The sequence below is a fragment of the Streptomyces sp. NPDC030799 genome (genome assembly GCF_055572255.1).
In genome coordinates, this window is record NZ_JBVIDS010000017.1 from 114421 (window position 1) to 141277 (window position 26857).

Annotated in this window: 28 protein-coding genes and 9 pseudogenes; 17 read left to right on the top strand and 20 right to left on the bottom strand. The window is 68.0% G+C overall.

All coding sequences use genetic code 11. From position 1 onward, the window contains the following. Positions 1-134: 134 nt before the first annotated feature. From ACZ41I_RS35410 to ACZ41I_RS35420, 3 genes and pseudogenes are all read right to left on the bottom strand, one after another. Positions 135-599, bottom strand: a complete 465-nt coding sequence (locus ACZ41I_RS35410; RefSeq protein ID WP_468516112.1) for a hypothetical protein — start codon at positions 597-599, stop codon at positions 135-137. A 96-nt stretch (positions 600-695) separates the two neighbouring features. Beyond that, positions 696-1014: pseudogene (locus ACZ41I_RS35415) on the bottom strand (FAD-dependent thymidylate synthase); the annotation flags it as partial. Positions 1015-1265: 251 nt separating this feature from the next. Continuing rightward, positions 1266-1727 carry a GntR family transcriptional regulator gene (locus ACZ41I_RS35420; protein ID WP_468516003.1) on the bottom strand — a complete coding sequence of 154 codons (462 nt, stop codon included), beginning with the start codon at positions 1725-1727 and terminating at the stop codon, positions 1266-1268. Between the two features lie 87 nt (positions 1728-1814). On the opposite strand from ACZ41I_RS35420, the pseudogene dcd reads away from it, so the two are divergent. Next, positions 1815-2395, top strand: a pseudogene (gene dcd, locus ACZ41I_RS35425) (dCTP deaminase). A 529-nt stretch (positions 2396-2924) separates the two neighbouring features. Continuing rightward, a pseudogene (locus tag ACZ41I_RS35430) lies at positions 2925-3275 on the top strand (transposase); the annotation flags it as partial. Here ACZ41I_RS35430 and ACZ41I_RS35435 read toward each other — a convergent pair. Then, on the bottom strand, positions 3250-4344 hold the full coding sequence (locus ACZ41I_RS35435) for an alanine racemase (protein ID WP_468516004.1): 1095 nt from the start codon (positions 4342-4344) through the stop codon (positions 3250-3252). The pseudogene ACZ41I_RS35430 and the gene ACZ41I_RS35435 sit on opposite strands and share 26 nt — an antisense overlap. Before the next feature lie 238 nt (positions 4345-4582). Further along, complete coding sequence (locus ACZ41I_RS35440) at positions 4583-4783, bottom strand: hypothetical protein (RefSeq protein ID WP_468516005.1); 201 nt, start codon at positions 4781-4783, stop codon at positions 4583-4585. A 339-nt stretch (positions 4784-5122) separates the two neighbouring features. Between ACZ41I_RS35440 and ACZ41I_RS35445 the strand changes: the two are divergent. The 7 genes and pseudogenes from ACZ41I_RS35445 to ACZ41I_RS35475 all read left to right on the top strand — a co-directional run. Then, positions 5123-5362: pseudogene (locus tag ACZ41I_RS35445) on the top strand (helix-turn-helix domain-containing protein); the annotation flags it as partial. 478 nt (positions 5363-5840) lie between these two features. After that, positions 5841-6272: a hypothetical protein gene (locus ACZ41I_RS35450; RefSeq protein WP_468516006.1), complete on the top strand. Its 432-nt coding sequence runs from the start codon at positions 5841-5843 to the stop codon at positions 6270-6272. After that, positions 6266-6517: a helix-turn-helix transcriptional regulator gene (locus ACZ41I_RS35455; RefSeq protein WP_363221175.1), complete on the top strand. Its 252-nt coding sequence runs from the start codon at positions 6266-6268 to the stop codon at positions 6515-6517. Before ACZ41I_RS35450 ends, ACZ41I_RS35455 begins: the two co-directional genes overlap by 7 nt. Further along, positions 6514-7488, top strand: a complete 975-nt coding sequence (locus tag ACZ41I_RS35460; RefSeq protein ID WP_468516007.1) for an NAD(P)-dependent alcohol dehydrogenase — start codon at positions 6514-6516, stop codon at positions 7486-7488. Before ACZ41I_RS35455 ends, ACZ41I_RS35460 begins: the two co-directional genes overlap by 4 nt. Before the next feature lie 154 nt (positions 7489-7642). Then, positions 7643-8143 (top strand): GNAT family N-acetyltransferase, encoded by a 501-nt coding sequence (locus tag ACZ41I_RS35465; protein WP_468516008.1) that lies wholly within the window; start codon positions 7643-7645, stop codon positions 8141-8143. A gap of 54 nt (positions 8144-8197) precedes the next feature. Next, positions 8198-8806, top strand: coding sequence for a DUF2867 domain-containing protein (locus ACZ41I_RS35470; protein ID WP_468516009.1), 609 nt, complete (start codon positions 8198-8200; stop codon positions 8804-8806). Beyond that, a complete protein-coding gene (locus ACZ41I_RS35475) occupies positions 8806-9135 on the top strand; it encodes a DHCW motif cupin fold protein (protein WP_450987552.1) in 330 nt (109 codons plus the stop codon). The genes ACZ41I_RS35470 and ACZ41I_RS35475 overlap by 1 nt, the downstream gene beginning before the upstream one ends. 8 nt (positions 9136-9143) lie before the next feature. Here the strand turns inward: ACZ41I_RS35475 and ACZ41I_RS35480 are convergent. Beyond that, a pseudogene (locus ACZ41I_RS35480) lies at positions 9144-9778 on the bottom strand (transposase); the annotation flags it as partial. Between the two features lie 143 nt (positions 9779-9921). Next, positions 9922-10299 (bottom strand): YybH family protein, encoded by a 378-nt coding sequence (locus ACZ41I_RS35485; RefSeq protein WP_468516010.1) that lies wholly within the window; start codon positions 10297-10299, stop codon positions 9922-9924. A 69-nt stretch (positions 10300-10368) separates the two neighbouring features. Between ACZ41I_RS35485 and ACZ41I_RS35490 the strand changes: the two genes are divergently transcribed. Beyond that, on the top strand, positions 10369-10734 hold the full coding sequence (locus ACZ41I_RS35490; protein WP_468516011.1) for a hypothetical protein: 366 nt from the start codon (positions 10369-10371) through the stop codon (positions 10732-10734). Then, a complete protein-coding gene (locus tag ACZ41I_RS35495) occupies positions 10670-11050 on the top strand; it encodes a hypothetical protein (protein ID WP_468516012.1) in 381 nt (126 codons plus the stop codon). The genes ACZ41I_RS35490 and ACZ41I_RS35495 overlap by 65 nt, the downstream gene beginning before the upstream one ends. Before the next feature lie 10 nt (positions 11051-11060). Here ACZ41I_RS35495 and ACZ41I_RS35500 read toward each other — a convergent pair whose 3' ends face one another. Next, a complete protein-coding gene (locus ACZ41I_RS35500) occupies positions 11061-12305 on the bottom strand; it encodes an NACHT domain-containing protein (protein WP_468516013.1) in 1245 nt (414 codons plus the stop codon). A 134-nt stretch (positions 12306-12439) separates the two neighbouring features. On the opposite strand from ACZ41I_RS35500, the gene ACZ41I_RS35505 reads away from it, so the two are divergent. Together ACZ41I_RS35505 and ACZ41I_RS35510 are read left to right on the top strand one after the other, a co-directional pair. Then, positions 12440-13027, top strand: coding sequence for a hypothetical protein (locus tag ACZ41I_RS35505; RefSeq protein WP_468516014.1), 588 nt, complete (start codon positions 12440-12442; stop codon positions 13025-13027). A gap of 1377 nt (positions 13028-14404) precedes the next feature. Next, positions 14405-14548 (top strand): hypothetical protein, encoded by a 144-nt coding sequence (locus tag ACZ41I_RS35510; protein WP_468516015.1) that lies wholly within the window; start codon positions 14405-14407, stop codon positions 14546-14548. A 527-nt stretch (positions 14549-15075) separates the two neighbouring features. Here ACZ41I_RS35510 and ACZ41I_RS35515 read toward each other — a convergent pair. The 3 genes from ACZ41I_RS35515 to ACZ41I_RS35525 form a co-directional block, all read right to left on the bottom strand. Continuing rightward, entirely contained in the window at positions 15076-15459 is a 384-nt protein-coding gene (locus ACZ41I_RS35515) for a hypothetical protein (protein WP_468516016.1), read from the bottom strand. A 1333-nt stretch (positions 15460-16792) separates the two neighbouring features. Then, positions 16793-16927: a hypothetical protein gene (locus tag ACZ41I_RS35520; protein ID WP_468516017.1), complete on the bottom strand. Its 135-nt coding sequence runs from the start codon at positions 16925-16927 to the stop codon at positions 16793-16795. A gap of 5 nt (positions 16928-16932) precedes the next feature. After that, positions 16933-17085 carry a hypothetical protein gene (locus ACZ41I_RS35525; RefSeq protein ID WP_468516018.1) on the bottom strand — a complete coding sequence of 51 codons (153 nt, stop codon included), beginning with the start codon at positions 17083-17085 and terminating at the stop codon, positions 16933-16935. 299 nt (positions 17086-17384) lie between these two features. Here ACZ41I_RS35525 and ACZ41I_RS35530 point away from each other — a divergent pair, with 299 nt between their 5' ends. Next, positions 17385-18230: a pentapeptide repeat-containing protein gene (locus ACZ41I_RS35530; RefSeq protein ID WP_468516019.1), complete on the top strand. Its 846-nt coding sequence runs from the start codon at positions 17385-17387 to the stop codon at positions 18228-18230. Between the two features lie 149 nt (positions 18231-18379). Here ACZ41I_RS35530 and ACZ41I_RS35535 read toward each other — a convergent pair whose 3' ends face one another. From ACZ41I_RS35535 to ACZ41I_RS35555, 5 genes and pseudogenes are all read right to left on the bottom strand, one after another. Next, on the bottom strand, positions 18380-18664 hold the full coding sequence (locus ACZ41I_RS35535) for an antibiotic biosynthesis monooxygenase family protein (RefSeq protein WP_468516020.1): 285 nt from the start codon (positions 18662-18664) through the stop codon (positions 18380-18382). A gap of 337 nt (positions 18665-19001) precedes the next feature. Further along, a pseudogene (locus ACZ41I_RS35540) lies at positions 19002-19217 on the bottom strand (hypothetical protein); the annotation flags it as partial. Between the two features lie 20 nt (positions 19218-19237). After that, a complete protein-coding gene (locus tag ACZ41I_RS35545) occupies positions 19238-20344 on the bottom strand; it encodes a calcium-binding protein (protein ID WP_468516021.1) in 1107 nt (368 codons plus the stop codon). A gap of 379 nt (positions 20345-20723) precedes the next feature. Further along, positions 20724-21275 carry a cyclic nucleotide-binding domain-containing protein gene (locus ACZ41I_RS35550; RefSeq protein WP_468516022.1) on the bottom strand — a complete coding sequence of 184 codons (552 nt, stop codon included), beginning with the start codon at positions 21273-21275 and terminating at the stop codon, positions 20724-20726. 375 nt (positions 21276-21650) lie between these two features. Then, complete coding sequence (locus ACZ41I_RS35555; protein ID WP_468516023.1) at positions 21651-22133, bottom strand: hypothetical protein; 483 nt, start codon at positions 22131-22133, stop codon at positions 21651-21653. A gap of 58 nt (positions 22134-22191) precedes the next feature. Here ACZ41I_RS35555 and ACZ41I_RS35560 point away from each other — a divergent pair, with 58 nt between their 5' ends. Both ACZ41I_RS35560 and ACZ41I_RS35565 read left to right on the top strand, forming a co-directional pair. Next, positions 22192-22413 carry a hypothetical protein gene (locus ACZ41I_RS35560; RefSeq protein ID WP_468516024.1) on the top strand — a complete coding sequence of 74 codons (222 nt, stop codon included), beginning with the start codon at positions 22192-22194 and terminating at the stop codon, positions 22411-22413. A gap of 364 nt (positions 22414-22777) precedes the next feature. Next, the gene (locus ACZ41I_RS35565) at positions 22778-22984 is read left to right on the top strand and encodes a hypothetical protein (protein ID WP_468516025.1); all 207 of its coding nucleotides are present in this window, start codon (positions 22778-22780) and stop codon (positions 22982-22984) included. Between the two features lie 225 nt (positions 22985-23209). On the opposite strand, the gene ACZ41I_RS35570 is transcribed toward ACZ41I_RS35565, so the two are convergent. The 4 genes and pseudogenes from ACZ41I_RS35570 to tap all read right to left on the bottom strand — a co-directional run. Further along, positions 23210-23692 carry a hypothetical protein gene (locus ACZ41I_RS35570; protein ID WP_468516026.1) on the bottom strand — a complete coding sequence of 161 codons (483 nt, stop codon included), beginning with the start codon at positions 23690-23692 and terminating at the stop codon, positions 23210-23212. A gap of 711 nt (positions 23693-24403) precedes the next feature. Continuing rightward, positions 24404-24953 (bottom strand): annotated as a pseudogene (tpg, locus tag ACZ41I_RS35575) (telomere-protecting terminal protein Tpg); the annotation flags it as partial. Between the two features lie 8 nt (positions 24954-24961). Beyond that, positions 24962-25189, bottom strand: coding sequence for a hypothetical protein (locus ACZ41I_RS35580; RefSeq protein ID WP_468516027.1), 228 nt, complete (start codon positions 25187-25189; stop codon positions 24962-24964). A 2-nt stretch (positions 25190-25191) separates the two neighbouring features. After that, positions 25192-26599, bottom strand: a pseudogene (tap, locus tag ACZ41I_RS35585) (telomere-associated protein Tap); the annotation flags it as partial. A gap of 12 nt (positions 26600-26611) precedes the next feature. Between tap and ACZ41I_RS35590 the strand changes: the two are divergent. Next, a pseudogene (locus tag ACZ41I_RS35590) lies at positions 26612-26758 on the top strand (zeta toxin family protein); the annotation flags it as partial. Positions 26759-26857 lie beyond the last annotated feature (99 nt).

Sequence of the window (26857 nt, forward strand, 5' to 3'; positions counted from 1 at the left end):
GCATGGGGATGACCGCACCGTCGGCGGCTTCGCTCGGGGAGAGCCAGACTTCGGAAGTGATGTCGACCCCGCGGTTGGGCGCCGGGGTGTCACCGAAGTGGCGGTCGTTGATCTCTTCGATGAAGTCATAGACCTCATCGGCGCTGTCCGGCCGCTGGGCGGGGTCCTTGGCCAAGCCGCTTCCGCGGTGGCCGGATCAACCCGGGACGAGCGGGCGGCCTGGCGGTGCGCCTCGATGGCACGCCGGTAGCCGTCCGGCGGGTCCGTCGCTGCACCGGCGCGGCGGGCACGCTCGGCGGGGTCGGGTCGGCGGCTGCCGTGTCGGGGCCGGCCTTCACGGGCGCCAGGACGTGCAGCGTGCGGACGTTCGCGCCGCGCACCTTCTCATCGGCGGCCGTGACCAGCTTCGGCGCGCTCCAGCGCAGCTTCGTGCCGTACGCCGGGGCGTCGGGGGCGACGTCCAGGCGCCCGCTGTCCGCGTCGAACGCCACGGCCTGGACGTGCCCGGCGAGCTCGGGTATGGCCACGGCGAGGATGTCGTCGAACTGGGCGAGGACGCTGCCACCGCCGGGCGGGGCGGCCAAGCCCCGCTCGGTCATCGCCATTGTCGATGACCAAGCCAAGTTCGATCGGTTCACTGAGCACGTAACGGAGCGGCCAGCGTGTGCGGGGCGGGGCCATTCGGGCGTGGAGCAGGGCGGCGCGGGTGAGCTCTGCGCCCTCTCCTCGTTGTAGCTCCATCCGGCCCTGGGGCGGTGAAACTACCGGAAAACGAAGATCGGGGCATTGATCAGGAACGTCATCGACGTGTGTTCCCAGGGCGAGCCATGCCTCGAGCGCATCAGATAGTTGATCAAGCCCTTGGAACGCTCAGTCCTTCTTCAGCTCGTCCAGAGACTGCTCGCCGGCGGTCGAAACCCGGGCGGCGAAGAGAACGTCGGTGTCCGAAGCACTGGACTTCACCGGCTCGACAGTCACGTCGCCACGGAACACGGGCACAGTAGGGGTCGACAGGGGAAGGCTCCGATCGGGCGGGGGGAGCAGGGGACCGCCCAGGGTTCCGGCCCAGGGCCGCGCCGTTCCCTTGACTGGTGCCGTGAGCAGCCCAGCCCCCTCCGCCAGACCCAAGCCGCCCACGCCGACGTGCGCGCCGTCCCAGGTTGGCCCGTGTGTGAAGTGTCAGCAGCTCACTCACCACTAGGGCCACGGTGGCAACCGGCTGTATGTGGTCTGTCTGACTGAACTGGAGGCGTGGCGGGCCAGCCTCAAGAAATAGCCGGGTCCTCAGGCAGCGCCTTCACCGTGCGCTGCTTACCCTGCCCACCGGCCGACAGGATCCCCGCGGTCTCCAGCTCCGCCAACGCCTTGCGCACCGTGGACCTGGACACCCCCAGCCGATCCGCCAGCTTGATTTCACTTAGGAACGGGTCACCGACCCGCAGCTGATCCTCGGTGATGAGACCGGCGATCCGAGCTGCAAGGGGAGTATCCGGAACCTGAGGGCCCCGCCAGGCCACGCGCCACCGCGCCCCGGGCACCGGTGCAGCAACTCCTTCCTTCTCCAGGTGGTGGAAGGCGCGCAGTGCCACACCACGGGATACCCCGTAGCGGGCCATGACCTCGTGCACCGACGACAACTCCGCCCTGTCCTGATTGGCTCGCACCTCTTCGGCTATCTCCTTCGCGATGATCAGGTAGGTGCCACGTGGTGCTGGCGTAGCGGGCATGAGGGTCCTCCCGGTCGGCTACCAAGGCTCGATCATCCTAGACAGGCTGAGGGAAACCCCGGCTTGACCTGTGCCTATGCTCTGCGGGTGCTCCTCTCCGCCGGAGACCTCCACGAAGCGATATCCGCCCGACGGCTCGGCATCACGCCGTACGACGAGGCGATGCTCCAACCGGCGTCCATCAACGTCCGCCTCGACCGGGACTTCCTGGTGTTCGAGAATCATCGGCACACCTGCATCGACCCGGCGGTGGCGCAGGAGGACCTGACGCGACTCGTGCGGGCCGAGGGCGGGGATCCGTTCGTGTTGCACCCGGGCGAGTTCGTCCTCGCCTCCACCTTTGAGCAGGTGAGCCTTCCCGACGACCTTGCCGCCCGGTTGGAGGGCAAGTCCTCGCTCGGCCGGCTGGGCCTGGTCACGCACTCCACCGCGGGCTTCATTGACCCCGGCTTCGAGGGCCACATCACCCTTGAGCTGTCCAACATCGCCATGTTGCCGATCTTGCGGTCGCGCATGAAGGTGGGCCAGCTAGCGGTGTTTCAGATGACCGGGCCGCCCGAGCACCCGTACGGCAGTGCAGTGCGCGGCTCTCGGTACCAGGGGCAGCGAGGGCCTACCGCGTCCCAGTCCTGGCGCAGTTCCACCGCACTGCCCTCCCGGCAACGTAGTAGATCCACCAATGGATATTCTCGCCGCCGATGAAGAACGTCATGTGGTTGTGCTCGAACGGGCTGCCAATCTCAGCTCGGGTATGACCCGTCGGACGGCGGACCGCGACGGCGCCAGTAGTCGAAGAAGTGAAGGGCCGGGTCTCTGACCTGCGGCCGTGCAATCGACCAACGCTGCGACCTGCGACTTGGCTGTCGGTGGTTGTCAGCGTTGGTTGCCGTCGAGCGTCCTCGGACGGCCCAGCGACGGCCCCGGATCCGATCGATCCAGGCAGCGTGCGGCTCATGAACGGCACGCTAGCACCAGCGATCACGCGTGGATCTTGTAGAAGACCACCATGAGCCCCTCCGAGGCGATCCCCGCGCATGCGAACAGCAGTAACTTCGCGAACGTGTATCGCTCCAGGCCCTTTCGCCAGCCCAACCACATCACGAAAGCAAGGCAGAGACAGAACAACCCCGAGCAAAAGGAAGCAGCTACCGATAAGCCAGAACAAAACGAACACCTTTTGTTCCCCCCTGGGCTCGGGTTAGGGGTATCCCGCCGATCCGCTCTCGCCGTGGACCGCGCCGGCGGCGGCCTGCCAAGCTCCACGCCGACAAGGGGTACGACTACGACTCCCTGCGACGGTGGCTCCGCGGCCGGAACATCGTCCCGCGCATCGCGCGCAAGGGGATTGAGTCATCGCAGCGGCTGGGCCGCCACCGTTGGACGGTGGAGCGGACGGTGGCCTGGCTGGCCGGGTGCCGCCGACTGCACCGCCGCTACGAGCGCAAGGCCGAACACTTCCTAGCCTTCGCCGGGACAGCCGCAACTCTGATCTGCTACCGCCGTCTCTCCCCTGAAGTGAAGCTCAGCTATTGGCCCCTCGTGCCGTGACCTGCCAGCGGTCGATCACCTCGCGGTCTCGGACGACCAGCAGCTCATCGGCGAGATTCACCGGCGTACAGATGTGGTTGGGGACGACAGCGACCACCGACCCAAGGCGCGGTCCCCTCACGCCTTCCGGAAGGCGGACCACGGCGTGGTGCTCCCACAACCCGGTGATGGATCCCTGCGGGAACTGAGGCAGGTAGCCGTGGCCCGTCACCCAAGGCGACCGATCGGAGCCAAGGACCTTGCTACCGACGTCCAGCACGAAGCGGTCCGGGGCGGGAACGCTGATTACCGTCGCCGCAGCGACCAGCGCCAGGTCCTCCACCCCACAGGTGCCGATGGCCAGCTGGGTGGCGTCATTGAAGACGTAGACACCCGGCCGCAACTCGTTCACTGCGCCCGGCTGCCACTGCCCCGCCGTCGGCGTCGACCCGCCGCTGACCACACGGACGCCGAGCCCGAGATCCCGCAGCACCTGCGCAGCCTGGCCCAGCGTGCGCTCCTCGTCTCGTGCGGCGCGCTCACGTGCCCGTGCGTCGTGACCATAGCCGTGTCCCGGGAACGTGAACACGCCCGCAACAATGAGTCCCGCATCGGCCGCCGCCTTCCCCACCTCACCAGCCACGTGAGGCTGCACTCCCGTGCGACGGCTCCCGCTGTCGACCTCGACAAGAACCTCGACCGGCCGGTCGCTGCCACGCACGGCGTCCCCCAGCCGCTGCGCGCCTTCGACCGACTCCACGCCGACTCTCAGAGCAACGCGGTCCGCCAGTCGGCGCAGCCGCTGCGCCTTGTCGGCATCGAGCCACACCGGGTACGCGATGAACAGGTCGTCCACACCAACCCGGGCAAATGCCTCGGCTTCCCCGATCGTGGCCACCGACAGCCCGCGCGCACCAGCCTGAAGCTGAAGGTCCCCGATCTGCGCGCACTTATGGGCCTTGGCATGCGGACGCAGGGCAAACCCTTGAGCCCGCGAAGCCTCGGCCATCCGCGAGATGTTGCCTTCCAGCACATCCGGATCGACCACGAGCGCCGGCGTAGCCAGCCCATCGGGCAGCAGTATCGCCATCTCTTGCCTCCCACCATGGAACACGTCGAGATGATCATGGCAGGTCGGCAGACAAGGGCCACAGAGCCATCGCCCCAGGTCATACGCACCAATCGAGACGACCTCTAAGCCAGCAGGATCGGTGACAGCGTTCTTACCGGCACCCGACCCCGGGACCTCTTCCTGAGGCAGCGGCGGAGTCATCCGCTGAGTGACGGGCGGGCCCCCCGGCCGGGCCGGTTCCTGAGAAGTTCCTGGGCTACTCGGCTTGCCACCCGGTGATGAGGTGCTCCTTCCAGCCTTTGGGCGGAGGCCAGGGGACGCCCCAGTCGGCGAGCTGCTCCCGGGTCCAGCCGCCGGCGGGAGTGCGGGCAAGTTCGATCCCCTCCGGGGAAGGGGCGATGCGCGTGGGGGAGGGCGCCGGACCGGTCTCCCCGGGGAGACGGTCGAGTGCGGGCATCACCGGGTCCGATGGAGTGCTGGGGCCGTTTGATGGTGGGGCCGGGCGGAGCCGGTAGGGGCGGCTATGCCATGTCCAGCCACGCTTGAGGATCAAGGAACACAGGCCCAACGTGTCCAGGGGCAGGGAATCAGCTGCGGTTATGACCTGCGGCCAGATGAGTTCTCCCTGCGCATCGAGGGCGGCGGCCAGCGCCGTCTCCAGACGTGGGTCGCCCGTGCGGTGTTCGAGCAGTCGGCGGGTGCGGTTGCCGTCCGTGGCCACGAGGCCCCAGCCCCTGGGCCGGCAGAATTCCTCGGCGGCCCGGTACTTGGCGACGTTGATGGCCATCGCCATTACTCCCGCTTCACCGAGCACCTGGGCCTGGCCGATCTCGCCTCTGCCGTCGGCGTCAGCGAACGCACACTGACTCGCCGCTTCACGGAGTCGACGGCCCTGACCCCGTTGCGCTACCAGCAACTCCTGCGCGTCGAGCGGGCCGAACACCTCATCGGCCAGGGCGCGACGGTCGAATCGGCGGCCCGCTCGGTCGGCTTCCAGGACGCGCGAATGCTCCGGCGGCTCAGATCCCGCGGCTGAGCCCCCAGGTTGGGCCGGTGGTGTGTGCCGGAGCCGGCGGGCGGGTTCCAGTTCTCTCGGTTCGGCAGGCCGCCGAGGGCTTCGACGAAGGACGTCAGAGGGCGGGCGAACAGGGGCCGGTCGGGCGCGGGCCACGCCGCCGTGAACGCCGAGCGGCGGCGCTGCACCTGGTCGGTCAGGGCGCGTCCCCCTCCGTGCGGACCAGCAGGGCCCGGCGTCCGTCCGCCTGACCGGTCTCCCGCCGCCCGGCTGCGACGGGCGTTGCGCGGGGTCGGCGGTGCGGCAGCGGCCACCGACGATCCCGGCTTCCAGCCCGGTTCGAAGGCACCCTCAGTGGCGATGGGGGGAGGCCGGGTTGGTCAGCGCTTGTCGGCCCAACCGCTGCCGCCTCCCTGTGATGTACAGAAAACTTGACATCATGTCGCTGCTGTTTGACACTGCCCGTGTCAAGCTTTCTTTACATCGCAGGGGGGCGGCAGTGGCATTCGAAGAGAAACGTGCCTGGATCATGGTCCTGGTCACGGTCGCGTCATACGCGGCGTACCTGGGCGTCGTCCTCGGGCGGCACGAAGGAACGGCGCCGCTGGCGCAGACGTCCTATGCGTCCCCGCTGCTGTGGACCGTCGGTGCGGCGATCGTCACGCAGATCGGGCTGAACATCACGGTGGCGATCGTGTCTCCCGAGGGCGCGAACACCAAGGACCAGCGCGACCGGGAGATCCACCGCTTCGGCATGTACATCGGGCAGTCGTTCATCGTGATCGGCGGCGTGGCCGGACTCGTCCTCGCGATGGTCCGCGCCGATCAGTTCTGGATCGCCAACGCCATCTACCTGGCGTTCGTCCTGTCGGCGATCCTGTCATCCACGGCGAAGATCGTCGCCTACCGGCTGGGCTTCCACCCGTGGTGAGGCCGACCAGGGTCACCAACACGATCCGGGCGCTGCGCTTCGCCCACGGCGAGATGACCCAGGCCGAACTCGCCCGCCGCATCGGCGTGACCCGCCAGACCGTCATCGCCATCGAACAGGGCCGCTACTCGCCCACCCTGGAGACGGCCTTCCAGATCGCCCGAGTGTTCGGCGTCCCGCTCGAAGAGGCTTTCCAGTACCCCGGCACCGATGAAACCGGCGAAATCGAGGGAGAGAGCAAGTGAAGGCCATCGTCCAAGACGCCTACGGACCGCCTGAGGACCTGCGTGTCGAAGAGATCGCACAGCCGGAGCCCGGTAGCGGCGAGGTGCTCATCCAGGTCCGGGCGGCATCCGTAGACCCGGGCGTCTGGCACCTCACCACAGGCCAGCCGTATCTGCTGCGCGCCCTCGGTTTCGGGCTGCGGGCGCCCAAGGCACGCGTTCGGGGCATGGATGTCGCCGGACGGGTCAAGGCCGTCGGCCCGGACGTCAGCCGCTTCCAGCCGGGCGACGAGGTGTACGGCACCTGCAACGGGTCGTTCGCCGAGTACGCCTGCGCCAAGCAGGACAGGCTCGCCCGCAAGCCCGGCAACGCCGGCTTCGAGCAGGCGGCCGTCGTCCCGGTTTCCGGCTGCACAGCCCTTCAGGCGCTGCGCGATGTCGGGCGGCTGCGGTCCGGGCAGAGTGTCCTCGTCATCGGCGCCGGGGGCGGCGTGGGCACCTTCGCGGTGCAACTGGCCAAGGCCCTCGGGGCCGGCCATGTCACCGGTGTCTGCAGCGACGCCACAGCGGAGCTGGTCCGCTCCCTCGGCGCCGACGAGGTGATCGACTACAGGCATCAGGACCCCACCGACGGCACCCGCCGCTACGATCTCGTCCTCGACATCGCCGGCAACCGCCCCCTGGCCCGGCTCCGCCGCGTCCTTAGCCCCGGCGGAACGCTGGTCATGGTCGGCGGTGAGGACGGCGGGAAATGGTTCGGCGGCATGGGCCGGCTCCTGCGAGCGCTGCTGCTGTCTCCGTTCACCGCACAGCGCCTTCGCGGCTTCTTCTCCACGCAGAGCCACGACGACCTGCGGTTCCTCGCGGAGCTCATCGAGGCGGGCGCGATGACCCCCGTCATCGACCGGGCCTACCCGCTGGCCGACGTCCCCGAGGCCATCGGCTACCTGAGGAGTGGCCGTGCGCGCGGGAAAATAGCCGTCAGCGTCTGACCAGGAGTCCGGCGCAAACCGGGTGCCCGGCTCGAGCGCCCGGCATCCCGCGTCGCGGCGTTGCCATCAGGGACTTTGTTGCTCGTCTCAGTCGGCCGCGCGGCCCCACCCCACCGGCTCCTTCAGTAACGCCATGACTCCGAGAGGGAACGACATGCCAGTGTTGCGACAGGCCCGCGTCTCCGACCACGGCACGATCGTCGCATGTGTACAGCAGTGGTGGGGGGACTCGCGCGCCCCCGCGCAGGCCCGCGAGCTGTCACTGCTGCTGCCCAAGCTGTTCTTGCAGTTCTTCTCAGGCACCAGCCTGGTCCTGGAGAACGAAGCCGGCGTCAGGGCGATCCTCATTGGTTTTCACGCCGCCGACAACGACGAAGAGGCGTACATCCACTTCGTGGGAGTGGATCCCAAGCTTCGTGGGCAGGGGGTTGCCCGGCGTCTGTACACCACCTTCTTCCAGCATGCCGCCGACGTCGGCCGCACAGAGGTGCGTGCGATCACCTCGCCGGGAAACAAGGGATCCATCGCCTTTCACCGCGCTATGGGATTCACCCTGGAAAGCGGGGACCGAGAGGTCGATGGTCTGCCCGTACACAGTGACTACGACGGTCCTGGGCAGGACCGGGTGTGCTTCTACAGGAAGTTGGCGCTCTGATGCGCAATCACAATTCGCCACACGATGCAGCAACGTATGGATAGAGGCCAACTGATGAGGCTCCCCACAACGGCGCACACGTCCCGCCCTTGGCGGATCCACGAGATCGCCGGTGACTTTCGCGTCGAGGATGTCTGGGTGCTGCCGACACCGGGTGGTCCCCACGACTTCCCGCACCTGGTCCGCCAGATCGCGAACGGGCCGAGGGACGGGGCCACCACATCCTCCCCCTCCCTCGTGTACCGCCTGCTCTTCGCGGTTCGCTGGAAGCTCGGGAGGCTGCTCGGCTGGGACAAAGCCGACTCCGGCATCGGCACCCGGGTGCCGACGCTGCGCGACCGGTTGCCGACGGACCTCCGCGAGGGTCCCCGGGGGCCCGATGTCCGTTCGGATCCGTTCACCTCCCTCTACCAACTGCACGACGAGTGGGCGGCCGAGACTGCGAACCGGACCGTGCACGCCGTGATGCACATCGGCTGGGTCCCGGACGAGGCCGGCGGCCACCGCGGCCAGATGGCCATCCTGGTGAAGCCGAACGGGCTGTTCGGCAGAACATACATGGCCGCTATCAAGCCCTTCCGGTACGTGTGGGTGTATCCGGCGCTGCTTCGAGCAATGGGACGCACATGGCAGGCGAGTGCCGAAGAAAGGCGCGCGGAATAATGGATCTGGCCGACACACCCTTCGGAATCACCGACTGGTCGGACGTCACCCCTTCAGTGCATGCGGGCGACTCCGGGACCGCTACCTGGCGCACACGTCAATTCGGTGCCGTGCGCGTTCGGATGGTGGAGTACAGCCCCGGCTACATGGCCGATCACTGGTGCAGTCGGGGCCACATCCTGCTCGTCCTTGAAGGAACACTCACCACCGAACTGGCAAACGGTGAAATCGTCACCATCAAGGCTGGCGCCAGCTATCAGGTCGGAAACGACACGCAGCCACACCGCTCAAGCACGCAAGAAGGGGCCCGTCTGTTCGTTGTCGACTGATGTGGCGATTAGGGCATCTCCGCTATGAGCAGGCACCACGGGCCCGCGTTCCGCGCCGCCCCACGGAGCTCCGGCTGTGCCAACACGCTGAAGCATAAGAGCTCTCCGTCAGCTGTCCGCTGAGGTTGATGCGTGATGTCGTCATGGTGGGGCAGGGAGAGTCGGCTTCGAGTTGCGGAGAACAGGCGGAGCCGCAGTCGGCGGGAGGCTTCCGCCTGCGGGTTTTGCCGGTCGGGGCGAGCATCGGCATCCAGGCCGGCAGGTCGAGGGCGATCTGGACGATCTCCAGTCAGATCTGGTTCTGCGTGGTGGCGTGCAGGGGCAGGTTGCGCAGGCCGGTGGCGCGGGTGCCGCGGATGCGGTTCTCGGCCCGCGCCCGCTGGCGGTGCTGCAGCGCCAACTGCGCGGTGGGCACGCCGGGGGTGTCGGTCGCGAAGCAGGTCAGCCGCAGGCTGTTGGCGTCGGTATCCCCTTCGACCACTCCTTGAGGACGTCGCCGACCAGATCGACCCCGAAGACGCCTTCGCGGATCTCCCCGCCCGGCTCGACTGCCGCTGTCCAGGCTCGCGGGAACGTGTAGAGCGGCGCGGTGGATGGCGTCGGTGATGGTCATGCCGACGGAGTGCGACAGCCATCGGCCGCGCCCCAGGCGGCCGCGAGCTGTACCTATCCAGGTCCTGGAGCGACGACCGCGACCGGTGCCGCGCCGCCAAAGTGCCCGACGAACGAAACCATACTCACGTCCGGAAAGCCGACAGCTGTCCATTTCATGACCTTGGAGCAAGTTCACCGGGCTCCGGCCGGATTGGTGTCCTCGCCAAGGTAGGCGCCGTATCCCTCGATGACCAGCGGGCCGTCGAAGATGAGTACTTCGTTGACCAGGCCGCCCTTCTGGTTGCGGTAGTTGATGACCAGGCAGTTCACGCCGACGTAGCTGCCAAGTACCTCGAATCGCAGGTCGGGGATACGCCGTAGGCCCTCTGCCCAGTAGGCGCGCAGTGCGTCCTTGCCTCGGACGACCCCGTCACCACCGAGCAGTTGCGCGGCCACTGGCGACCGGAACGAAACGTCCTCGGCATAGTGCGTCAGCACAGCCTCCAGTTCGTGCGCGTTCCACGCCGTTACCCAGGAGTCGACGAACTGCCGCGCGGTCGCATGATCCATGGGCGCATTATCCCAGGCCGCGTCAGGACCGGGGCGGTCCACTCGGCGGGCGCCAGTTCCGTCGGAGCGGTGGGCAAGCCCGTCGCCGTCGAACTGTTCTGCGATCACGCCCTGGTGCGGGGAAAGCCGCAGTCCACAGCGTGCAAGGCCGACCACCGCGAGCTCCTGAAGCAGTGCGGGCAATCGCCGATCTCCCGGCAACTCCGTGATCTACAGACTCTGTGCACGGACATCGTCCGGCTCACCACGGAGGACAGCAATCTCACGAAACGAGCCCGCCAGCCAGCCTCGGAGTGCAAGTCCCTGAACGAAAAACTCGCCGCCGCCCGCGACAACGTCTGCTTTGCCAACGCTGCTGGCAATACTGACGGTGGAGAACGCGACCTCGAAGTACCGGCGTTCCACTCTGTCGGTGCTGGCCCGCAGCGAGCCTGACGAGACCGAGGCGAGGTTGGCGTACGAGACGAAGATTCGTTCGTCGGCGCACCGCTACGCCACCCAGGCCACGACCAAGGAGGCCGCAGCCGAAGTCGCCCGGCAGGCCCGTAAGCACACCGTGCGGCATCTGCTGTCCACCCGTACCGCCGCGATGCGCGCCGGGAAGTACTCCGCCACCCCGACTGCACAGGCGGCGGCCGCGATGACGCCGGTGACGGCCGCCGACAGCAAGCCGGACCCGTACGCAGTGGGCGCTGTCCGGGTCCGTGTTGCGGTTCGCGGCCGGTCACAGCGAATCAATCAGCCGTGCTAGAGCCATCCGGTTAGGCAGGACCGGAGCCAGCGGTGGAGTAAACGAAGGTCATGGCCTGTGCCGCGCTGGTACGAACTTGCTGACTTGCGTCCTGTTCTGCTGCGTTATGTAGCAGCGTTACCGTTTCCGAGTCTTGAGGCCATACCAGCGCCAATAGCCGGACTGCTGTCTCTCGCACGTTTTCCGACTCGGCTTCCTTGACACACCTTGCTACGTAACCCCGAGCATTCGGGTCCGGCAACCGCTGTCCCAACACACGGAGGGCGGTGGAGCGGACGCCTTCGTGGGCGGTGGTGTCACGAGTGATGGCGGTGACGGTGGTGCGGCTGTCCTCCGCATCCGGCAACCACTCCCCCAACACCCGAAGAACGGTGGCGGTCTCTGATGCCCAGGTGATACGGGCCAAGCGGGCTGCCTCGCGTGCGTTGCGGCACATTGATACGGCGATAGTTCCGCCCCCAGCCCAAACTTGCGGTTGTGTGAACTGTGCCTGGTACCAGCGTTGGAAGCGTTCACGGCCGGTCCACGACCAGGGGAAGGAGACCAAAGCCGGCAGCGCATCGTCCATGTGCTGCCATGGGTAGTTGGTCAGATGAGCGGTGAGGGCGTCGATAACAGCGTTGCTCTGGATAGCGAGTGATCGCTCTGGGTGTTGGGGGGAATGAGCTGGTGTGCGGCCGATGCGGTGGGCCTCGGCCAGCGCCCGGATGGCCAGCTTCAGAAATCCCGCATCGGGATAGGGCCGGCGGTAGGCGGCGGAACTGCGTCGCCGGTGCATGTCCAGCAGCCGTGCGATGAAGGCGGCGGGTTCTGGTTCTGCCTGACGACTGATCTGGCCGAGGAGAAGCAGGATGACCTCGTGCCAGGCGGGGTCGATGGCCCGCTGGGCGAGCATGTCGATCAGCTGGTCGGGAGTCCGTTCACGTGCGCTGTAGCGCTGGCTGAGGTCGCGGGCGGCGAGGTATTCGAGGAAGGTGCGGTGGACGAAGCCGTACATGCCGGCGCCGTAGGGGTGGAGCAGGAATGCCCGCTCGTGCAGTCGTTTGACCATGGCTTGGGCGACGATGCGTGCGACGTGCTGGGCGTAGCCCATCTCCTCGGTCACGAAGCGGGCGATCATCCCGGTCAGGTCGGTGCTGGAGATCAGGGTGCCGGTGCGGGTGTCTACGGCGCCTTCCTGAAGCTGTCGTGCGAGGCGTTCGAGGAAGTTCTTGCAGGGATCCAGTGTCGAGTTCGTCGATGGCGGCAGCGACATCGGGGGGTTTCTGGCGTGGCAGACGGAGGTTTTTCGCGTCGCGGTCCCATCGCCCGGTCAGTACGTCGACCGCGTGCCGGTAGACCTCGCGGCGGTCGCGGGGGATGGTGGTGCCCAGGCCGATGGAGGCCAGGATGGTCAGCAGGAGCGAGTTGCCGGCCAGTTCGGCCACCGAGGCAAAGCCCCTTACTGCGCTGGTCAGCCGGTCGGCGAGGCGGGAGGCTTCGCCCGGCTCGGTGGGATGGGCGGCGGTGTACCAACGGCGGATAAACGACTCGATCTGCCTGCGGGTGAGGTCCTCCAGCTTGGCCTGGCTGAAGCCGGCCGCTGTGAACACACCAGGGGCGAAGCCCACGACGCGATCTGCCGGGCAACTCGGCGCGCCGGGCGGGGTCGAAGATTTCGTCCAGACCGTCGAAAATCGTGATCACCGGCCGTTGCGTGGTGTGGAGCAGGTGTTCCAGGACGTTGCGGGGCAGGAACATCCGTTCGGTGGTGTTGAACTCCTCCCAGAAGTCCTCCACGGTCCGCCCCTGCCAGCGCTCGGCGGCCAGGTGACGCAGCTCCACGACTACCGGCACTGCGTCTGCCAGGTACTCCAGCTCGTCCGGTACCGTCTCCAGGCCTCCGGCCAGTGCCAGCGCCAGGTATCTCGCGAGCGTCGATTTGCCCGCCCCTGGATCTCCCAGCAACACCAGCCGTTGGCCCGCCTCCGCGACTAGGGCCTCCAGCACCGGCTGCGGCGGCCGCTCGGTACGGGCTTTGCGCCAGGTGTCGACCTGTTCCGGGCGCAGTCCCGGCGGCAGGTCCTCCTCGGTCAACTCACCGCGTTCCACCAGCTCCCGCCACATCCGCGCCGGCAGCTCGGGCCGCGGCGGATCCCACGCCACCAGCGGTGCCTCGAAAACCTGGCGTAACCCGATCACGGGCTGCTCACCAGCTCGCTCGTCCGGGCCGAGAACATCCGGGTTCAGCCGGCCGTAGGCCTGCACCAGCCGCCGGCGGTAGCGGGCTACGGCCGCATCCGCTTCGGCTTCGGTCCCAGAAGTCCCCGGGCTGCGGCGCCGGGCGCTCATGGTCTCCTGGTGCGCATTCTCCAGCAGCTGCTGCCAGTCCTTGCACGCCTCGCCCGACATCCATGCCTGTCTGACCCGGCCGTCGGAGTCGAGAGTGCGGGTTCCCGTCCAGGACCCCCAGACAGCGACCACAGACAGCACCTGCTCGAAGCTGTCCGGGCGCGGGGTACTGAAGTCCTCCGGACGCTGCGGCGCCCACCGGCTGGCCACCTTGCCCTCGAAGGAGGAAGCCCCTGGCAGACCGGTGAGTCGCACCTGTTTCTCCAGCGCCCTCTGCAGGCCCCCGACCCCGCCCGGGCCCGATACGCGTCCTCGGCTTTGGTGCGCAGCTGCCGTAGCCGCAGGTGCAACCTCTGGCGGTGCACTCCCATTGCTTCCCCGTCCTGTACACGCCCGCATCAGCCGCCTATCTTCTCGAGCTGCCTGACACGGGTGGATCGGGCAGCCGCACGGAACGGGCTGGACCAGCAGGTTAGTGCCCAACTTGCCTCACTCACCCCGCAATCAGGACTACTGCCCCCCTGCGCGAGCGAATCTCGGACCAACGCCGGTGCCCGGCGAACCGTATCTGTCTCGCAACTGAGGGGAAGAACGATCACGGCTGTTCGCCGCCGCAAGCCCCCCGCCACCCCGCCCGCCACCACAGTCCCGCAACCTGCCGCTGCGGATCCAACGGCACCTTGCCGCTGTGGCGGGAAGCCGGCCGTCGCGCCGTACTCAGTCTCGCCGGATCCGCTGGCGCTGCTGGCCTCGCGGTCCTCAACTGGTGGATCCAGCACCACTGACAACCCGCCGTCTGAAGGCTGAAGCAAGTCCTGACGTGGTTGTCTCTGATGAGACCGTCCACTCGAGCAAGCCGGTCGCCGATGCCTTCACCGCCAGGCGCACGAGTCTGTCGCTCGCGGTGCCCAGCCGCTGGCGCGCCCTACCCGGGCCGGGCTCAGTCGGCTGTTGTTCCGTATCTATGACGAGAAGTTCATCCGCCGGTCTGGTGACGACCAGCCCCAGATTCATGCTTTCTGGGTGGGAGAACCGCGGTGGGCGGACGACCGATTGCGCGTCGGCGGTCCGGCGAACTGGCCGGAACGCTGGGAAGCGAGCTTCGGCCTGGAGGAGTCTGACGGCCTGTACGAGGAGATCAGCCCGTACGAGCTGCGCGAGCGGTAGAAGCCCGCTGGGCCCGGTACTCCCGAAGCTGCCGGTCCACGTAGACCAGGAGGTGGTGGTCCAGTCGATTGTCACCGCCGGGCCTCTCGCGCACCGTCCTGGACCGCCGTCACGCGCAGCACGCTACCGGCGGCCACTGATAGTGCGCGGGCGAACACGACAAGACGCCGCACAGGATTCCGTGTGCGACGCCTCGCCGTGGTTAGCTCCTGGACCGAACAGGCCTCACCTGACCTGAACTATGTACTTCATCATTTCCCGGGCACGCATCGCGGACAGTCGCAGAAGCGTGGCGGAGAGGTGTTCCCTGGCCGCGCCCCTGACCACAGGGGCCGCCTTATTGACCGCCTTTGTGACGACAGGGCCGCGTGGCGGACGGCCACGGGAGCGGCAACTGCTGCGGCCTGGATTGCAAAAGAGGCCGCGGTCTGAGCGGTCGGCTGCGGCCACAGGGGGACACGATCGGCTAAAGCCGCTCATGTGCGATGCCGGACCTGTGCAGCTCACCCGGCCGCGCGGCAGCCGGGTCAAATCGCCGGGCTGGTCAGGACGCAGTTCGGATAATCGTTGTCGGGATCGCCGACGGCGACCCAGAGCTTCAGGACCTTGCCTTGCCTCAAGGCGGCGTAGGAGTCGGGCCGCCGCTCAACCATTTCGGGGTGATAGGTGTCGACGGGGTGAGCGGCGTCGAAGGTCACACCGACGAAGCTTTGCTTCTTGTTGGAGACTTGTTCCCAGGTGCCTGTTCCGGACCAGGTCAAACTGTCGTACCAGCTGACGGCGACGCAGACTTTGTCGGCGATGAACGTCCCGTCCTGCTTCAGCGTGAGGGTGCCGCCCTCGGCATCGGTCCACGTGATCGCAAGCTCGGCTGGTTTCAGCACGACCGGTTCGCCCTCGGGCGGCGGCATGACCGTCAACCTGCCGCAGGCCGTAAGAGCAAGCGCCAAGGCGAGCAAGATCAGCGCAGTACGACAGCAACGCAACACACTCCACCCCTAATGGGTTCCGCAGGCCACGTGCGCGACCGATGGGCTCAAGAATTCATGCCGTACCCTGGCACGGATTTTGAACACGTTCAAGTCTCAGTCGTCGGCGGCCACTCTTGCTCGGACCGCAAATAGCCCATGGATTACCTTCTTCGCGAACCGCTTCCTGACCCGACGCACGCGACGGTCCATGCCATCACCACTTGACGCGACGGGCGCCGCAACAGGTTGCTGACCACCAGGGCAGAGAACAGCTTCCCGCCGCTACACCACACCAGTGGCCTGACCACGGTGACCTCTCCCCGCCCGCAACACCGGCGAGCGCAGCGTCTCTGCTTGCCTGTGCGGGATTGGCCTCCGCAGAACGACGCCCGGGAAGTGTCAATGCCGGCGTTCATCCTGCTGGCGTGTTGGCGATCGTCAAAACCGCCTCAAGCTGACATCTCAGCTGAAGTGACCGACGAGCACCATGATTCGGTCGCTGGCGCAGAGGCCGTGGGCTACACCTCAGCAAGACGGAAGGGTGCTTTGTCCGTGATGCCGAATTCGGTGAAACCAATGAGAGCTGACGGCGCGGTATGAATGCAGGTCAGCAAGCGTGCTCCGCGCGCCCGCGGGGATGGTCCCTGAGGTCACTCCGGGGAGCGCGTCTGCAGCGGCCAGAGCGGCGGCTTCCTCGCGACACAGCTTGCACAGTCCGTCCTCGAGCGCGCGACCAGCCAACAGAATCCGTGCGCTGCAGTCTCCGCAGGAACCGCGCGGTGGGCTCTCCGGTACACGCGGGACCGGGACGAGAGCAGGCCGGGGGATTGCGTCGTCCAGCTCGCACCCCGCGCAGCGCCCCGAAGCGCCGAGGCGGGTGCCGTGCTCTGGGCATGGGCCCTGGTTCGCAATGATCGCATCACTTCGGTGACCGGGAGGACGTGGTGAGGCTGCGGCCGGTGAAGCGGAACTCGGTCCCGGCCGGTTCACCGGCGCGGGTGACGACATCGCCGATCGCCGCGGGCTGCAGGCCACCCGCCAGGACGGTGTGCCACCGGTTGTGCAGGCGGCGCCAGGCGTATCCGTCCGGGTCGGTGAGGCCAGCCGCCTCCTTCCAAAGCCTGCCAGGCCCTCACCCGAGGGCCGGGAGCCGTAGGGGGCGGACGCGGGGGCGGACCTTGGACACGCGCAGGTCGGCCTGGATGCCGCCGGGGGTCTCGGCATAGTCCCGGACCCGATTGAAGGCCAGTTCTTGCCGGCGGCCGGCGACGGCTCAGCGCATGAGCACCAAGGCGCGGTCGCGCAGGCCCGTGAGGTTGTCCGGGCAGGCGGCGCTGATCTTCACCAGGTGCTCGACAAGCAGCGGCAGGGCCTGACCCCGGCCGCGGGTCTCCCCCTGCTCCTCCATCTCCTTCACCAGCTGCTTGAGCCGGAGCCACTCGACGAGCCCGGGGTGACGGCGAGCACCGGTACCCCGGAGGCGGCGCAGAACTTCGTCCAGCTCGCCCAGTCCTGGGCGTAGCTCCTGCGGGTGCTCGGCGGGCGGCCGTCCGCGACGGTGCGCACGGCCTGGAGGTCGATGTGGTCGAGCGCGGCCCGGGTCGCAGCGTCGTACTCCTCCGGCCGGGCTGGCGCGGCCGGTACTACGGTCGGTTCAACCGCGTTCTAACCATCCGACATAAAAAGCCCCATTCATTGGATTCACGCGCTTCCATGGAACCTCGATATGGAGTCCATGCGGCATCCCGGGGAGAGGTCGCGTTACGCGGCGCGTTGACGCCCCCGTGCACGGCCCGTGCTGTTGTGGTGGAAGGTGAGCGCACCACTGCCCCGGCACCGACCGGAACAGTAAAAACGGCCTGCGATTGCGGCCGGTCCGCCGGATCCTTGTCCCGGCCTTCACCGCCGCGATCGCCGCGTCCGCCGCGGCGTTCTTCGCTGGCTGGGGACTGCTCCATGTACACGACCTGGCGCATGAGCAGCACACCGGCTCCAAGACGTTGTTCGACCTCGTGAAGCTGTCCTTCAAGGGCGTCGCTGGTGCTGGCGCTCTGGTCGCCCTGGTCAACGTCTACCGGCGTCAGCGTGTCGACGAGGCGCGCCATCGCGTCGACGAAGCCGGCACCCTGCGCGAAGACACCCGTCTACACACCGAACACTTCACCGCTGCAGTCACACAGCTTGGCGAGAAGTCCGAGGCCGTACGTCCGGGAGCCGTCCACGCCCTGGCCGGCCTCGCCGACGACGCCCCCACCCACGCTCTGCGCCAGACCTGCATCGAGGTGCTGCGTGCCTACCTCCGCCTGCCCTACACAGCGGAGGTCGATTTGGCAGCAGACGACGCGCAAGCCCGGAACACCCATCTGGCCTTGCGGGAAGTGCGGCACCTCGTCATCCGCGTCATCCGCGACCGTCTCCGTCCTGAACCCGGGCACCCGCACTCCTGGGCGGGCCTTCGCTTCGACTTCACTGGTGTCACCTTCGACGGCGGCGACTTCAGGGGCGCGAAGTCCTCGGGCGCCACAGTCGACTTCAGCAGCGCAAAGTTCTTCGACGCCTCGGTCTCCTTCCGCGGCGCGACGTTCTCCGGCGCCACGGTCGACCTGTCGACGGCGAGGGGGCGACCGCCATCGGGTCTTGTGCCGGCGTCTGACAAGCCCCTGCCCGACAGGCTGTTCCTGCCTCCCGAGTGGTACCCCGCGAAGGCCTGAGGCGGGGAGCTTATCCCGGTGCCACCGCACGGAAGATTTCAGCGCCGCAACGAAGATTTCAGCACTGCGGCCTTGTAGGCGAGGTTCGTAGCTATCCGGCACGCGCTCGAATGGTGGTAGACGAGAAGCAGCGACATACCGCCAGGTGGCTATCCAGCAGCCACAACCTGGCCGGCCATGACCTGAGGAGGGTTGGGGAGCAGTGACGCAAGGTTGTCCCGTACGAAGTCGGCCGCCCTCTTGATCGACTCTTCGGCCCCGGCTTGGTCTTCAAAGACACTGGTGGAGACCATCACTCCCTCCCCGGAGTCCACCCAGTAGTAGGCCACAAACCCGGGGACCTGGCGCAGGAGAGGCACGAACCCCTCGTCCACTCGACGTCCTGCCTCGGCAGGATCGGTCACCCCTTCGTACCGCCGAACCACTGCGTACATAGCTGATCTCCTCACGGATCCCAAGGTCACGTCACGCGAAAGGACATACCCCCCCACCGCGCGTCTCTCGCTCGCGGGACGTCCGCAAGGCACTCGGATAGGCGCATCGGTGGTCCAAACCGGGCATCTGCTGTGTCTGGGCATGGGTGGGCCGAGGCTGCACGGAACTCCGGGCAGAGCCGTTTTCAAAGAGCGCCAACAGCGTCCACTGCCGGCCGGACACGGCCCTGGGCACACTCGACTAGATCCGGGCCGCGTCGACCGGCTGCCGGATGACTGAGCACCGCTCGCTGCGCTGCCGGGGATTGGTGTGGAAGGGATCCGTCATGACGTGGTCCTTGCCGGAGCAGATGGCCGTGTGCAGCTTGGTCTCCACCGGGTCCTTCAGGTTGTTCACCCCCGAGCCCGGCTTGTGACCCGGCTCCACCCACAGGTTGCGGGCGTCGTTCGGGTCTCCACCCAGCTGGGGGCTGAGGAGGTGGTCGTACTCGGCGTCCTTGAGGCTGCTCTTGTCGCCACAGGAGGCGGCGTTCAGCCGCTTCTCCTTGCCGGTGGGCCGTTTTCGCACGGCGGTTACGGGATCCTTCTGAGGATTTCGCACTCGGTCGCGCGGTCGGTCCCTGCTTCGCCATTGCAGTAGTCAGGAGCGTCGGGACCGCCGTTGAGGGAGTCGTTGCCCGGACCCGCCCGAAGCGTGTCCACGCCATCGGCGCCGCTCATGTCGTCGTCGCCGCCCGCAGTCCCGATGGTTCTGGAGGGGTAGACCTCTGTCGGGCGCGGAAGGTTGGCGTTGTCGCCGAACACCAGGTCGTCTCCTCCACGGCCTGAGATCACATCATTACCGGCCGTGGGCGGGATGTGGGGTACGACGGAGTCGCCGACGAGAGTATCGTCGAAGCCGGGTCCGCCTGAGAAGCCGTCGCTGCCGAAGATCCGGTCGTTGCCGGATCCGAACGCGGTCCCGCCCCTGGGGCTGTTGACGACGTGATCCCCGGTCGCGGCCTCCCCACCACCAGTTCCCACGTCCAGGAAATCGTCTCCGTCACTTCCTCGCGCGTTGCGGGAGCTGAGGCAGTCACCAATCAGTTCGTCATGGCCAGGGCCTCCCATGAGCACATCGTCCCCGGCGCCCTCTGCGTCTCCACTGTGTGCAAAGGAGTCGCCGACCATAAAGTCGCCGCCGTCACCGCCATACAGGTGGTCGTTGCCGCCTCCGATGGCGTTGCCGGCCAGCGCCTCGACGTCGCCGGTAATGTCGTCACCCCCTGCGCCGCCATCGATCTGGTCGTCACCGAGACCACCGAAGATAAGATCGTTTCCGTCGAGCCCGCAGATCAGGTCGTCTCCCCCCAGGCCGTCGATGCTGTCATGCCCCGAGGTACCGACGATCACGTCATTGCCCGGGGTGCCCGTGGTGGGCACTCCCGGCTGTGCCTGGATCGTGGCCGGAACACCGAAGCACGTCGGCTGTGCGGCGGCCTCTGCGGCGCCACCGAAGACGAGCGTTCCTGCCGCAAGAAGGCCGGCACAGCCTGCCGCGGTGTAGCGCCCTCCTGGCCGTCGTGCCATGAACAGCGCGTGCGCCATCCGAAACAGGACCACCGCGAACCTCCGGCTGTTAAATGCCCCATCCGGGACGATGAGCGGACCGGGTACAGCCGAATGCTGTGACGGCTCCATCGATTCGGACTCTATGTGGTGATCTTGCTGGGCCCAAGCAGCTCTCGTCTGGCATAAGAGTGATCGCGGGCCAACGCCCCCGCTGATCGGCGGCAGAGCCTGCTCGCCTATGGCGTGGCCGGCAATGGGGATTGTCGTCCTCGTACGCGAACCGCTCGGCCGCCTCCATCCGCAACCACTCACAAAGGCCCGCCGTCCGGCCGTGAGATCCCGCCCCGCGCGTACCTCATGCACACGGCGAACCGCAAGGATCACCACCATCAGCCCCGGCGAACCAGGCTTTCAGCGTCAGTAGTTCAGATCGCGGGCGGTGGTGACGGCCAGGATGACAGCATCGGTGTCCTGACCTTCTACACCGACGGGTCGTGCCCCAAGGCCGTCATCGCCGGTGTCTTCGCCGCCGGAGGCTGCGCGATGGTGCGGGACAGACTGATCGGCTGATCGGTGAGGGGCAGGGTGACCTGAGCGTCGCAACGGTCAGCGGCCCTCGGCAGTGCAGCAACGCGAGCGGGACATCCGGGTGACGCCTGAGGATCACGTTCATGTGGTGGACGGGGCACGTCATGACCCACGTGGTGCTGAGGCAGACGGTGCGTACCTGGGCGGCCGCCTCTATGAGCTTGGCCTCGCCGAAGAACTCGCCGACGCCCCGGAACCGGACGACGGCCGGCGCATTGCGGCCGGTGCCGAAGGGAAAGCATTCCTGTACGACGCAGCCGCCCAGGAGTATGTAGACCAGGCCGTCGTTGCCGTCGAGGGGAGCCTCCTCGCCCTGGGCAAAGGTGCGGGTGTCCAGACGCCACGCCCTCACCAGCCGCGACCACGTCGCGCACGAGAGGTAGTGGAGAAAGCTGCCCTGGGGCATGGCCTGCTCGCCGGCGAGGACACCGGAGGGATTGAAAGCGTCGTTCCTCGGAGGAGGAGAGACCACCGCCTGCCCTCCCCTCCGCGCTGCGGCCCAGAGCCCGGACACGAAGTCCGGCCGAGCGTTCCAACCGAGTGCCGAGTTGGCAACCGGACGACTCCTCATGAGCCTCAGCAGTCACTCTCACCGCCCGAACAGCGACGAGCGCTGGTTCGAGCCGGTGCGGATGACTCCAAGGTGCACCGGCGTTCGACGTCCCGGACTGGATCACGGAGCGCATGCCGCCCGAGCCACCCGGTTCCGCATCGGTCAGCGGCTGTCCACGGCAAGACCATGAAGGCGGCCCGGAACCACCGGAGGAAGATCCTCGCCAACTCGGCGAGGCCGGCCGCCCTCTTCCTGGAGCCGCTCGAGCCGTCTCCCACGGGATCCGCGCACAGCTCACGATCGACGCGCCGGACGGCTGGGACCCGGCGCGCGCTTCGCGAGCAGGTGCCGGCGGTGGAACCGGCCGCCGTCGTTCATCACGAACGCCGTCGCGGCGACGTCGGCGGCCGCCAGGGCGACATCGACCACGGCGGCGACCCGGGCCCGGATCGCCGCCGCTGCGCCGCGGGCGTACTCGAGGAGAGAGTTGATGACGTCGGGGGCCACCCCGGAGGTGAGGATCGCGCGCGCCTTCCACCACGCGCGCAGCTGCGCGAGGGGCCAGGCCTTCTGCTTCGGCGGGCGGACCACGACTACAGATTTGCTGGTGCGACCGTTCGGGCAGGTGGTGTGCCGGTTGTCCCAGACGACGGTGGCCGTGAGAGCTCTCAACACCGCATGCGAGTCATTCGGATCGCCTGCGACCTGGATCGGCCAGCAGGTTGCGTCGGCCTTGACGTCAGTGACGGTGAAGACGCCCCACCCCGGATCGTCCACCCGGCGCCCTTGAAGGACGAGTGCCGTACGCCGGGCCGCATCCACGCTGGAGAACGTCATGCTTCGCTACCGCCGCCGACGCCTTTCCGTACTCGGCGTTCTCCATGACCTCACGCACCCGTCCGGCGTGCGCCGCGGCGGCGGGACCGAAGTCGGACAGGAGGAGGACCGGTCCGTACGGCGACGCCTGCTCGTCGTGCACCGCCTCGCCCAGGAGCCGCAGCGCGGTACCGTCGTCACCCCCGCGATGCGCCACGCGGCCCAGGCGATCCTGTCGTGATTGCCCGGATGGTCGAGGACGACGGCGTCACGCACGGCGGGCGCCGTGGAAGCGGCACCGGGCCCCGTCGCCAGCAGCACGTCGACCACCCGCAACGAGTACCGAGTGTCCTTCAGGAGCGGCAGGATGACCGGGAGCACGGAGAGCGCGTCCGGCCCCCACTCCTCGGCAACATGCAGCAAGGTGCCCATGATCTCGCCGTGGTCGCCGTGGGGCGGGTGTCACCCGCATGCGTGCGGCGGCTGCAAGGCGGTCGTGGGCGGTCAATGCTGGGGGGATGAGGACTGGTGGGCCGCAAGGCGACGCTGAGGTTCGTGACCGTGGGGAGCAGCCCAGGTGGCGGCGGTGTGCCACGGGCTGCCGTATGGTGCTTGGGCTGCTGGTGTCGGCGGTGGTGCTCTTCCGGCTGGGGCTGTCGGATGCGCTGCGGGCGCTGACGTTTGGCGGCCGCGTCATGGGGGCGGTGTTCCTGGCGAGTGCGGTGGTGGAGTTGGCCGCGGCCGGGGCGGTTTTCGACTTCTGGGGCCGGCGCGTGATGCGGTACGCGGGACAGACGGACTTCCGGGCGTGATCACTGTGACGATGACGAGCCTGGTGCTGTTGGTGCCAGTGGGAGGGCGGGTACCTGGCGGGATGGTTTCTGGCTGTGGACGGGCCTGGTGGCGTGGGCGATGTGGGCCGTATGGATGGTGGCCCGGGAGAAGGTCTGGCAGGGAGCTGATGGCAGTTGGTTCGCGTCTGCCGCAGGGCTCGGGCACCGGACCGGCCTGGTTCAACCCCAGCGGTCCGCACTTCGTCACGTAGCAGACAGGCTCCATGCTCCAGCCGAGCGCACCTGGTAGTAGCCGCGGCCCGGCCACTGGAATGTATGCTCCCCCGCGCGCCCCTCGGCCACCGTCACCCAGTAGGCGAGGCGGTCGTCCAGCGCCTCCAACTGGATCAGGCCCGGCCCCGCGTAGTGCAGGACGCCCGGTCCCGGTTCGCCCCGGTAATGCACGACATCCGAGCCGGTCCCGTTGGTCTCGTCGTGGAAGCGCGGGACTTCTCGCAGCGGGGCCGCAGTCGCCGTCCACGTCTCCTGTTCGGCGGCGGCAAACACGCGGAAGGCGATTGCCTTGTTCCCTTCCGGCAGCGGAATCCGGGCGGTGATGGGGGTGCCGTCGCCGGACAGCCGGTACAGGCGCGAGGAACGCCCCTTCCTGCCGCCCTCGAAGCGTAGGTGGACCCGTGTCTGCCCGTTGGTCGAGAAGACCATCATGGCCGGGCGGTACGACGGCATTTTCAGCTGATGAGTCTACTCGCCGCTGTCTCCCTTCCCGCTGACCTGCGGCTGGGGGACACGCGTCGGCGTCGGCGGACGGGACTTTGCCCCGCCGGGCTGTGTTCGGACTCTGCTGCCCGGCTGTCTCGGAGGGCTTGGGCTCGGGGCCTCCCTCAGGCGCACCGCGTCCGCCGCGCATACGGCGATGTTGCGGGTGGCTCCCCCGGGAGGCGCCCAACTGATCTGCTGGGCGGCCTGACCGTGCCGGGCGTCGAAAAAACACAGCGGCATGTGCTCCGGCAGCGGTCGGCCGGCGATCAGGGCGTCCAGACAAGCCAGCGCGTGCCTGCCCTCGTCCAGCGTGCGCAGGACATCAAGTGTGTCCGCCTGCATCCAATTGTCGGTAATGTCCCGCTTTGCCTGGTCGTATGCGTCGAGGGCACGGGTCAGCTCGGCCCGCATCTCATCGGTGGCGCCGGGCTGGCCGGGACTGAAGGAATGGACATCCAAAGCCTCACCGAAGGCGGTGATCTCGGCCTCGATGTCGGCAAGCGCCGACTCGTCACGTCCGCGCCATGGCCACAATCGGCGGAGCCCCCCGCCCACCCCTCTACGCATGGTCGCAATCATGCCGCACCGCCCGGCCCGCCCGGCAGGCACGTTCCGAGGACGGCGGCCGAGCGCAGAGCGGCCAACTGAAGTGATCAATGGCCAACTGGGGCGCTCAGTCTCCAGGTCCAAATAGTCGATGTCGGTAAAGGTGACGTCCGAGAGGCCCATAGCGCGGGCACCGCCATCCTGGAAGTACACGTCTTTAAATCCTTCGGCGATGATTTCGCGCATCTCCTGGTCGCTGGCTCCCGCTTCGCGGGCTTCGAACAGGCGGCGGGCGTAGTCGGGGGGGAGGTGCACGGTGAATCGCCGGAACCGTCCGTCGCCGGTCGTTCCGATGGGCGCGGTGTAACCGAACCGAGCCCTGATTTCGACGGTGATCCCACCCGTTGGCGGCGGCCTGGCGCTGTCGGCGCTTGCGTACGCCGGGCTGCCAGCGGGACCGGACGGCGGCGTCGATCTTCTGCTGGATGTGCTTCGGTAGGTGCTTGCGCGCGCCGCGCCGGTAGCGGTTGACGGAGTCGGCCGTGATGCCCAGTTCTGCCGCGACGGCCTTCGCGGACTTCAAGTGCTTGAGCAGGAAGCCGATCTGCCCCTTCAGCGTCTTCGGCGGCTCCCGGGTGAAGGCCTCTTGTTCGGCGCGCTGCAGGGCGTCATGGATCTCCACGGTGGTGCTCAGCTCCGTTCGCGGGTGGGGTCCTGGCCGTCGGGGTCGATGAGCCGGAACCAGGTCTCGCGCGTCTCGTGCAGGTCATGCCGCCACAGCTCCACCCGCGGCGATACGCGGCGGGTGCGCATGGAGTGCTGCAGGGCCTCCATGCGCGCCTCAAGCCGGTCGAGTGTCCGCTCCAGTTCCGCGTCGGCCTCCAGCGGCGATGTCGTGCCGCCAGTGTGGGTGGCCACGTCTACTCGCCTTCGTCCAGGACGGCGTCGCCGCCCTTGATGTGCCGGGCGGGGTTGTAGCCCTGCTCCATCAGGTCGACCGCCCAGAGCATCTCCTGGACGCCTTCCAGCTTCGCCAGGCCCGGGGTGGGCCCGAGGCGGAAGCCGCCGGGCTACGGCTTGCCGGAGGCTGCGTGCGGCAGGAAGTCCAGCGGGGAGGGGCCGGGGCTCGGGTAGACGACGCAGTCGGACAGTACGGCCAGCGGGTACAGGCCCGTCATCTTCGCCATGTTGTTGAGCTTGCGGTGCATGTTGACCCGTGCCTTGGAGATGACAGCGGCGCGGATGTCGGGGCGCCGGGTCGGGCGCTCCAGGGCCGACCACCTCTCGCCGTCCTTGTAGTGGCGGCCCTGCGGACGTTCGCGCAGCTTGCCGACGCCGCCCTTGACCGTGGCCTTGATGGCGGAGAGGACGGCGGCCAGGGCCGGGGCGACCTGCTTGTGCTGCTCCATCGCCGTGAGGAAGGCCCGGTCGTCCAGGTCCTTGGTGACGCCGAGGTCTGCGAGGGTGTCGCCGTAGGCGTTCTTGAGCCGGTCGTGCCACGGGTCCAGGTAGGCGCCGGTCTCGCGGCGCAGGTACGCCTCGATCGGCTGGACGTTGTAGCCGAGCTCCTGGGCGTAGGCGACGGTGTGCGTCTGGTACCAGGCCGGGCCGGTCGGGCGCTCCCCGGTCGGCGTGAACGGGCTGGGCAGACGCGGGTCCAGCTCGATGTGCCTCAGGTCAACCAGCCAGGAGCCGGGGATCTTCGGGTTGAACGGCGGATTCACGAAGTGCACGGGCTCCGACAGGCCGACGACCAGGCGGGCCGCGGCCGCAAGGAACGCCGTATTGAGGTTCCAGGCCGACCGCGAAGGGCAGCGTGCACTCCACATCGGTCAGCAGGTCCACCGACCGCACCCACTGGTACGCCTCCTCATTGAGGAAGCCCCCCGTCCAGCCGGAGTTGACGACCACGGGGTGCTCCTGGGTGGCCTCCGCCGGCGCCGGGTCCATCGGCTCCGTGCCCAGCGAGCCGGGGTTGTGGCCACTGACCCAGTTCCCGGTCGCCAGGTCCTGCACGGCCCTCGTCGGCGGGCGCAGCGCCGTCATCAGCTCCAGCCCGGACACGGCCGTGGAGCCGCGCGGGGTGATGACCCGCTGCGCGTACACGCCGAGAACGCGGGCGATGTCGGCCGGCTCCATGTCGGCGACGCCCGGCCAGGACCGCTCATCGAGAGCGTCCCAGGACAGGATCGCCAGCTGCACGCACTGCCGCTCGCGCCCCTGCGCCTTGCGGTAGATCCGCGCCCACGACCCGAGTCCGCGCTGCGTGAGCTGCCACTTCGCCTTCGCTACCTGCTTGACGACCGGGTGGTCATCCGGCAGGCGCACCACGTCCGCGAGATGGGCTTCGACGCCGTGGTGGAGTCGGCACTCGCCGACCCGGACGCCTTCCGCGCCTCCTCCCGCGCCTACCGGGCGGCCGGCCACCGGATCGAGGTGGTGGTGCCGGCCATTTCGGAGGCCCTGAGCCAGCTCGGCATCGTGGACCGCTTCCTCACCGAGGCCGCCGACGGCGGGGGTCGGTACGTGTCGTGGAGAACCACGACACCTGCGCGAAGGGCCTGCTCGCCACGCTGGCCGTCATCG

Bases quoted from the DNA above. Each gene is read 5' to 3' on its own strand.
- ACZ41I_RS35465 (WP_468516008.1), top strand. From the start codon at position 7,643: ATGCCAGTGTTGCGACAGGCCCGCGTCTCCGACCACGGCACGATCGTC.
- ACZ41I_RS35545 (WP_468516021.1), bottom strand. From the start codon at position 20,344: ATGGAGCCGTCACAGCATTCGGCTGTACCCGGTCCGCTCATCGTCCCG.
- ACZ41I_RS35535 (WP_468516020.1), bottom strand. From the start codon at position 18,664: ATGTACGCAGTGGTTCGGCGGTACGAAGGGGTGACCGATCCTGCCGAG.
- ACZ41I_RS35570 (WP_468516026.1), bottom strand. From the start codon at position 23,692: ATGCCGTCGTACCGCCCGGCCATGATGGTCTTCTCGACCAACGGGCAG.
- ACZ41I_RS35440 (WP_468516005.1), bottom strand. From the start codon at position 4,783: ATGCCCGCACTCGACCGTCTCCCCGGGGAGACCGGTCCGGCGCCCTCC.
- ACZ41I_RS35505 (WP_468516014.1), top strand. From the start codon at position 12,440: ATGGTCAGCAGGAGCGAGTTGCCGGCCAGTTCGGCCACCGAGGCAAAG.
- ACZ41I_RS35485 (WP_468516010.1), bottom strand. From the start codon at position 10,299: ATGGATCATGCGACCGCGCGGCAGTTCGTCGACTCCTGGGTAACGGCG.
- ACZ41I_RS35420 (WP_468516003.1), bottom strand. From the start codon at position 1,727: ATGCCCGCTACGCCAGCACCACGTGGCACCTACCTGATCATCGCGAAG.
- ACZ41I_RS35410 (WP_468516112.1), bottom strand. From the start codon at position 599: ATGACCGAGCGGGGCTTGGCCGCCCCGCCCGGCGGTGGCAGCGTCCTC.
- ACZ41I_RS35565 (WP_468516025.1), top strand. From the start codon at position 22,778: ATGGTGCTTGGGCTGCTGGTGTCGGCGGTGGTGCTCTTCCGGCTGGGG.
- ACZ41I_RS35475 (WP_450987552.1), top strand. From the start codon at position 8,806: ATGGATCTGGCCGACACACCCTTCGGAATCACCGACTGGTCGGACGTC.
- ACZ41I_RS35520 (WP_468516017.1), bottom strand. From the start codon at position 16,927: ATGGAGGAGCAGGGGGAGACCCGCGGCCGGGGTCAGGCCCTGCCGCTG.
- ACZ41I_RS35560 (WP_468516024.1), top strand. From the start codon at position 22,192: ATGCTTCGCTACCGCCGCCGACGCCTTTCCGTACTCGGCGTTCTCCAT.
- ACZ41I_RS35515 (WP_468516016.1), bottom strand. From the start codon at position 15,459: ATGCCGCCGCCCGAGGGCGAACCGGTCGTGCTGAAACCAGCCGAGCTT.
- ACZ41I_RS35435 (WP_468516004.1), bottom strand. From the start codon at position 4,344: ATGGCGATACTGCTGCCCGATGGGCTGGCTACGCCGGCGCTCGTGGTC.
- ACZ41I_RS35500 (WP_468516013.1), bottom strand. From the start codon at position 12,305: ATGTCGCTGCCGCCATCGACGAACTCGACACTGGATCCCTGCAAGAAC.
- ACZ41I_RS35470 (WP_468516009.1), top strand. From the start codon at position 8,198: ATGAGGCTCCCCACAACGGCGCACACGTCCCGCCCTTGGCGGATCCAC.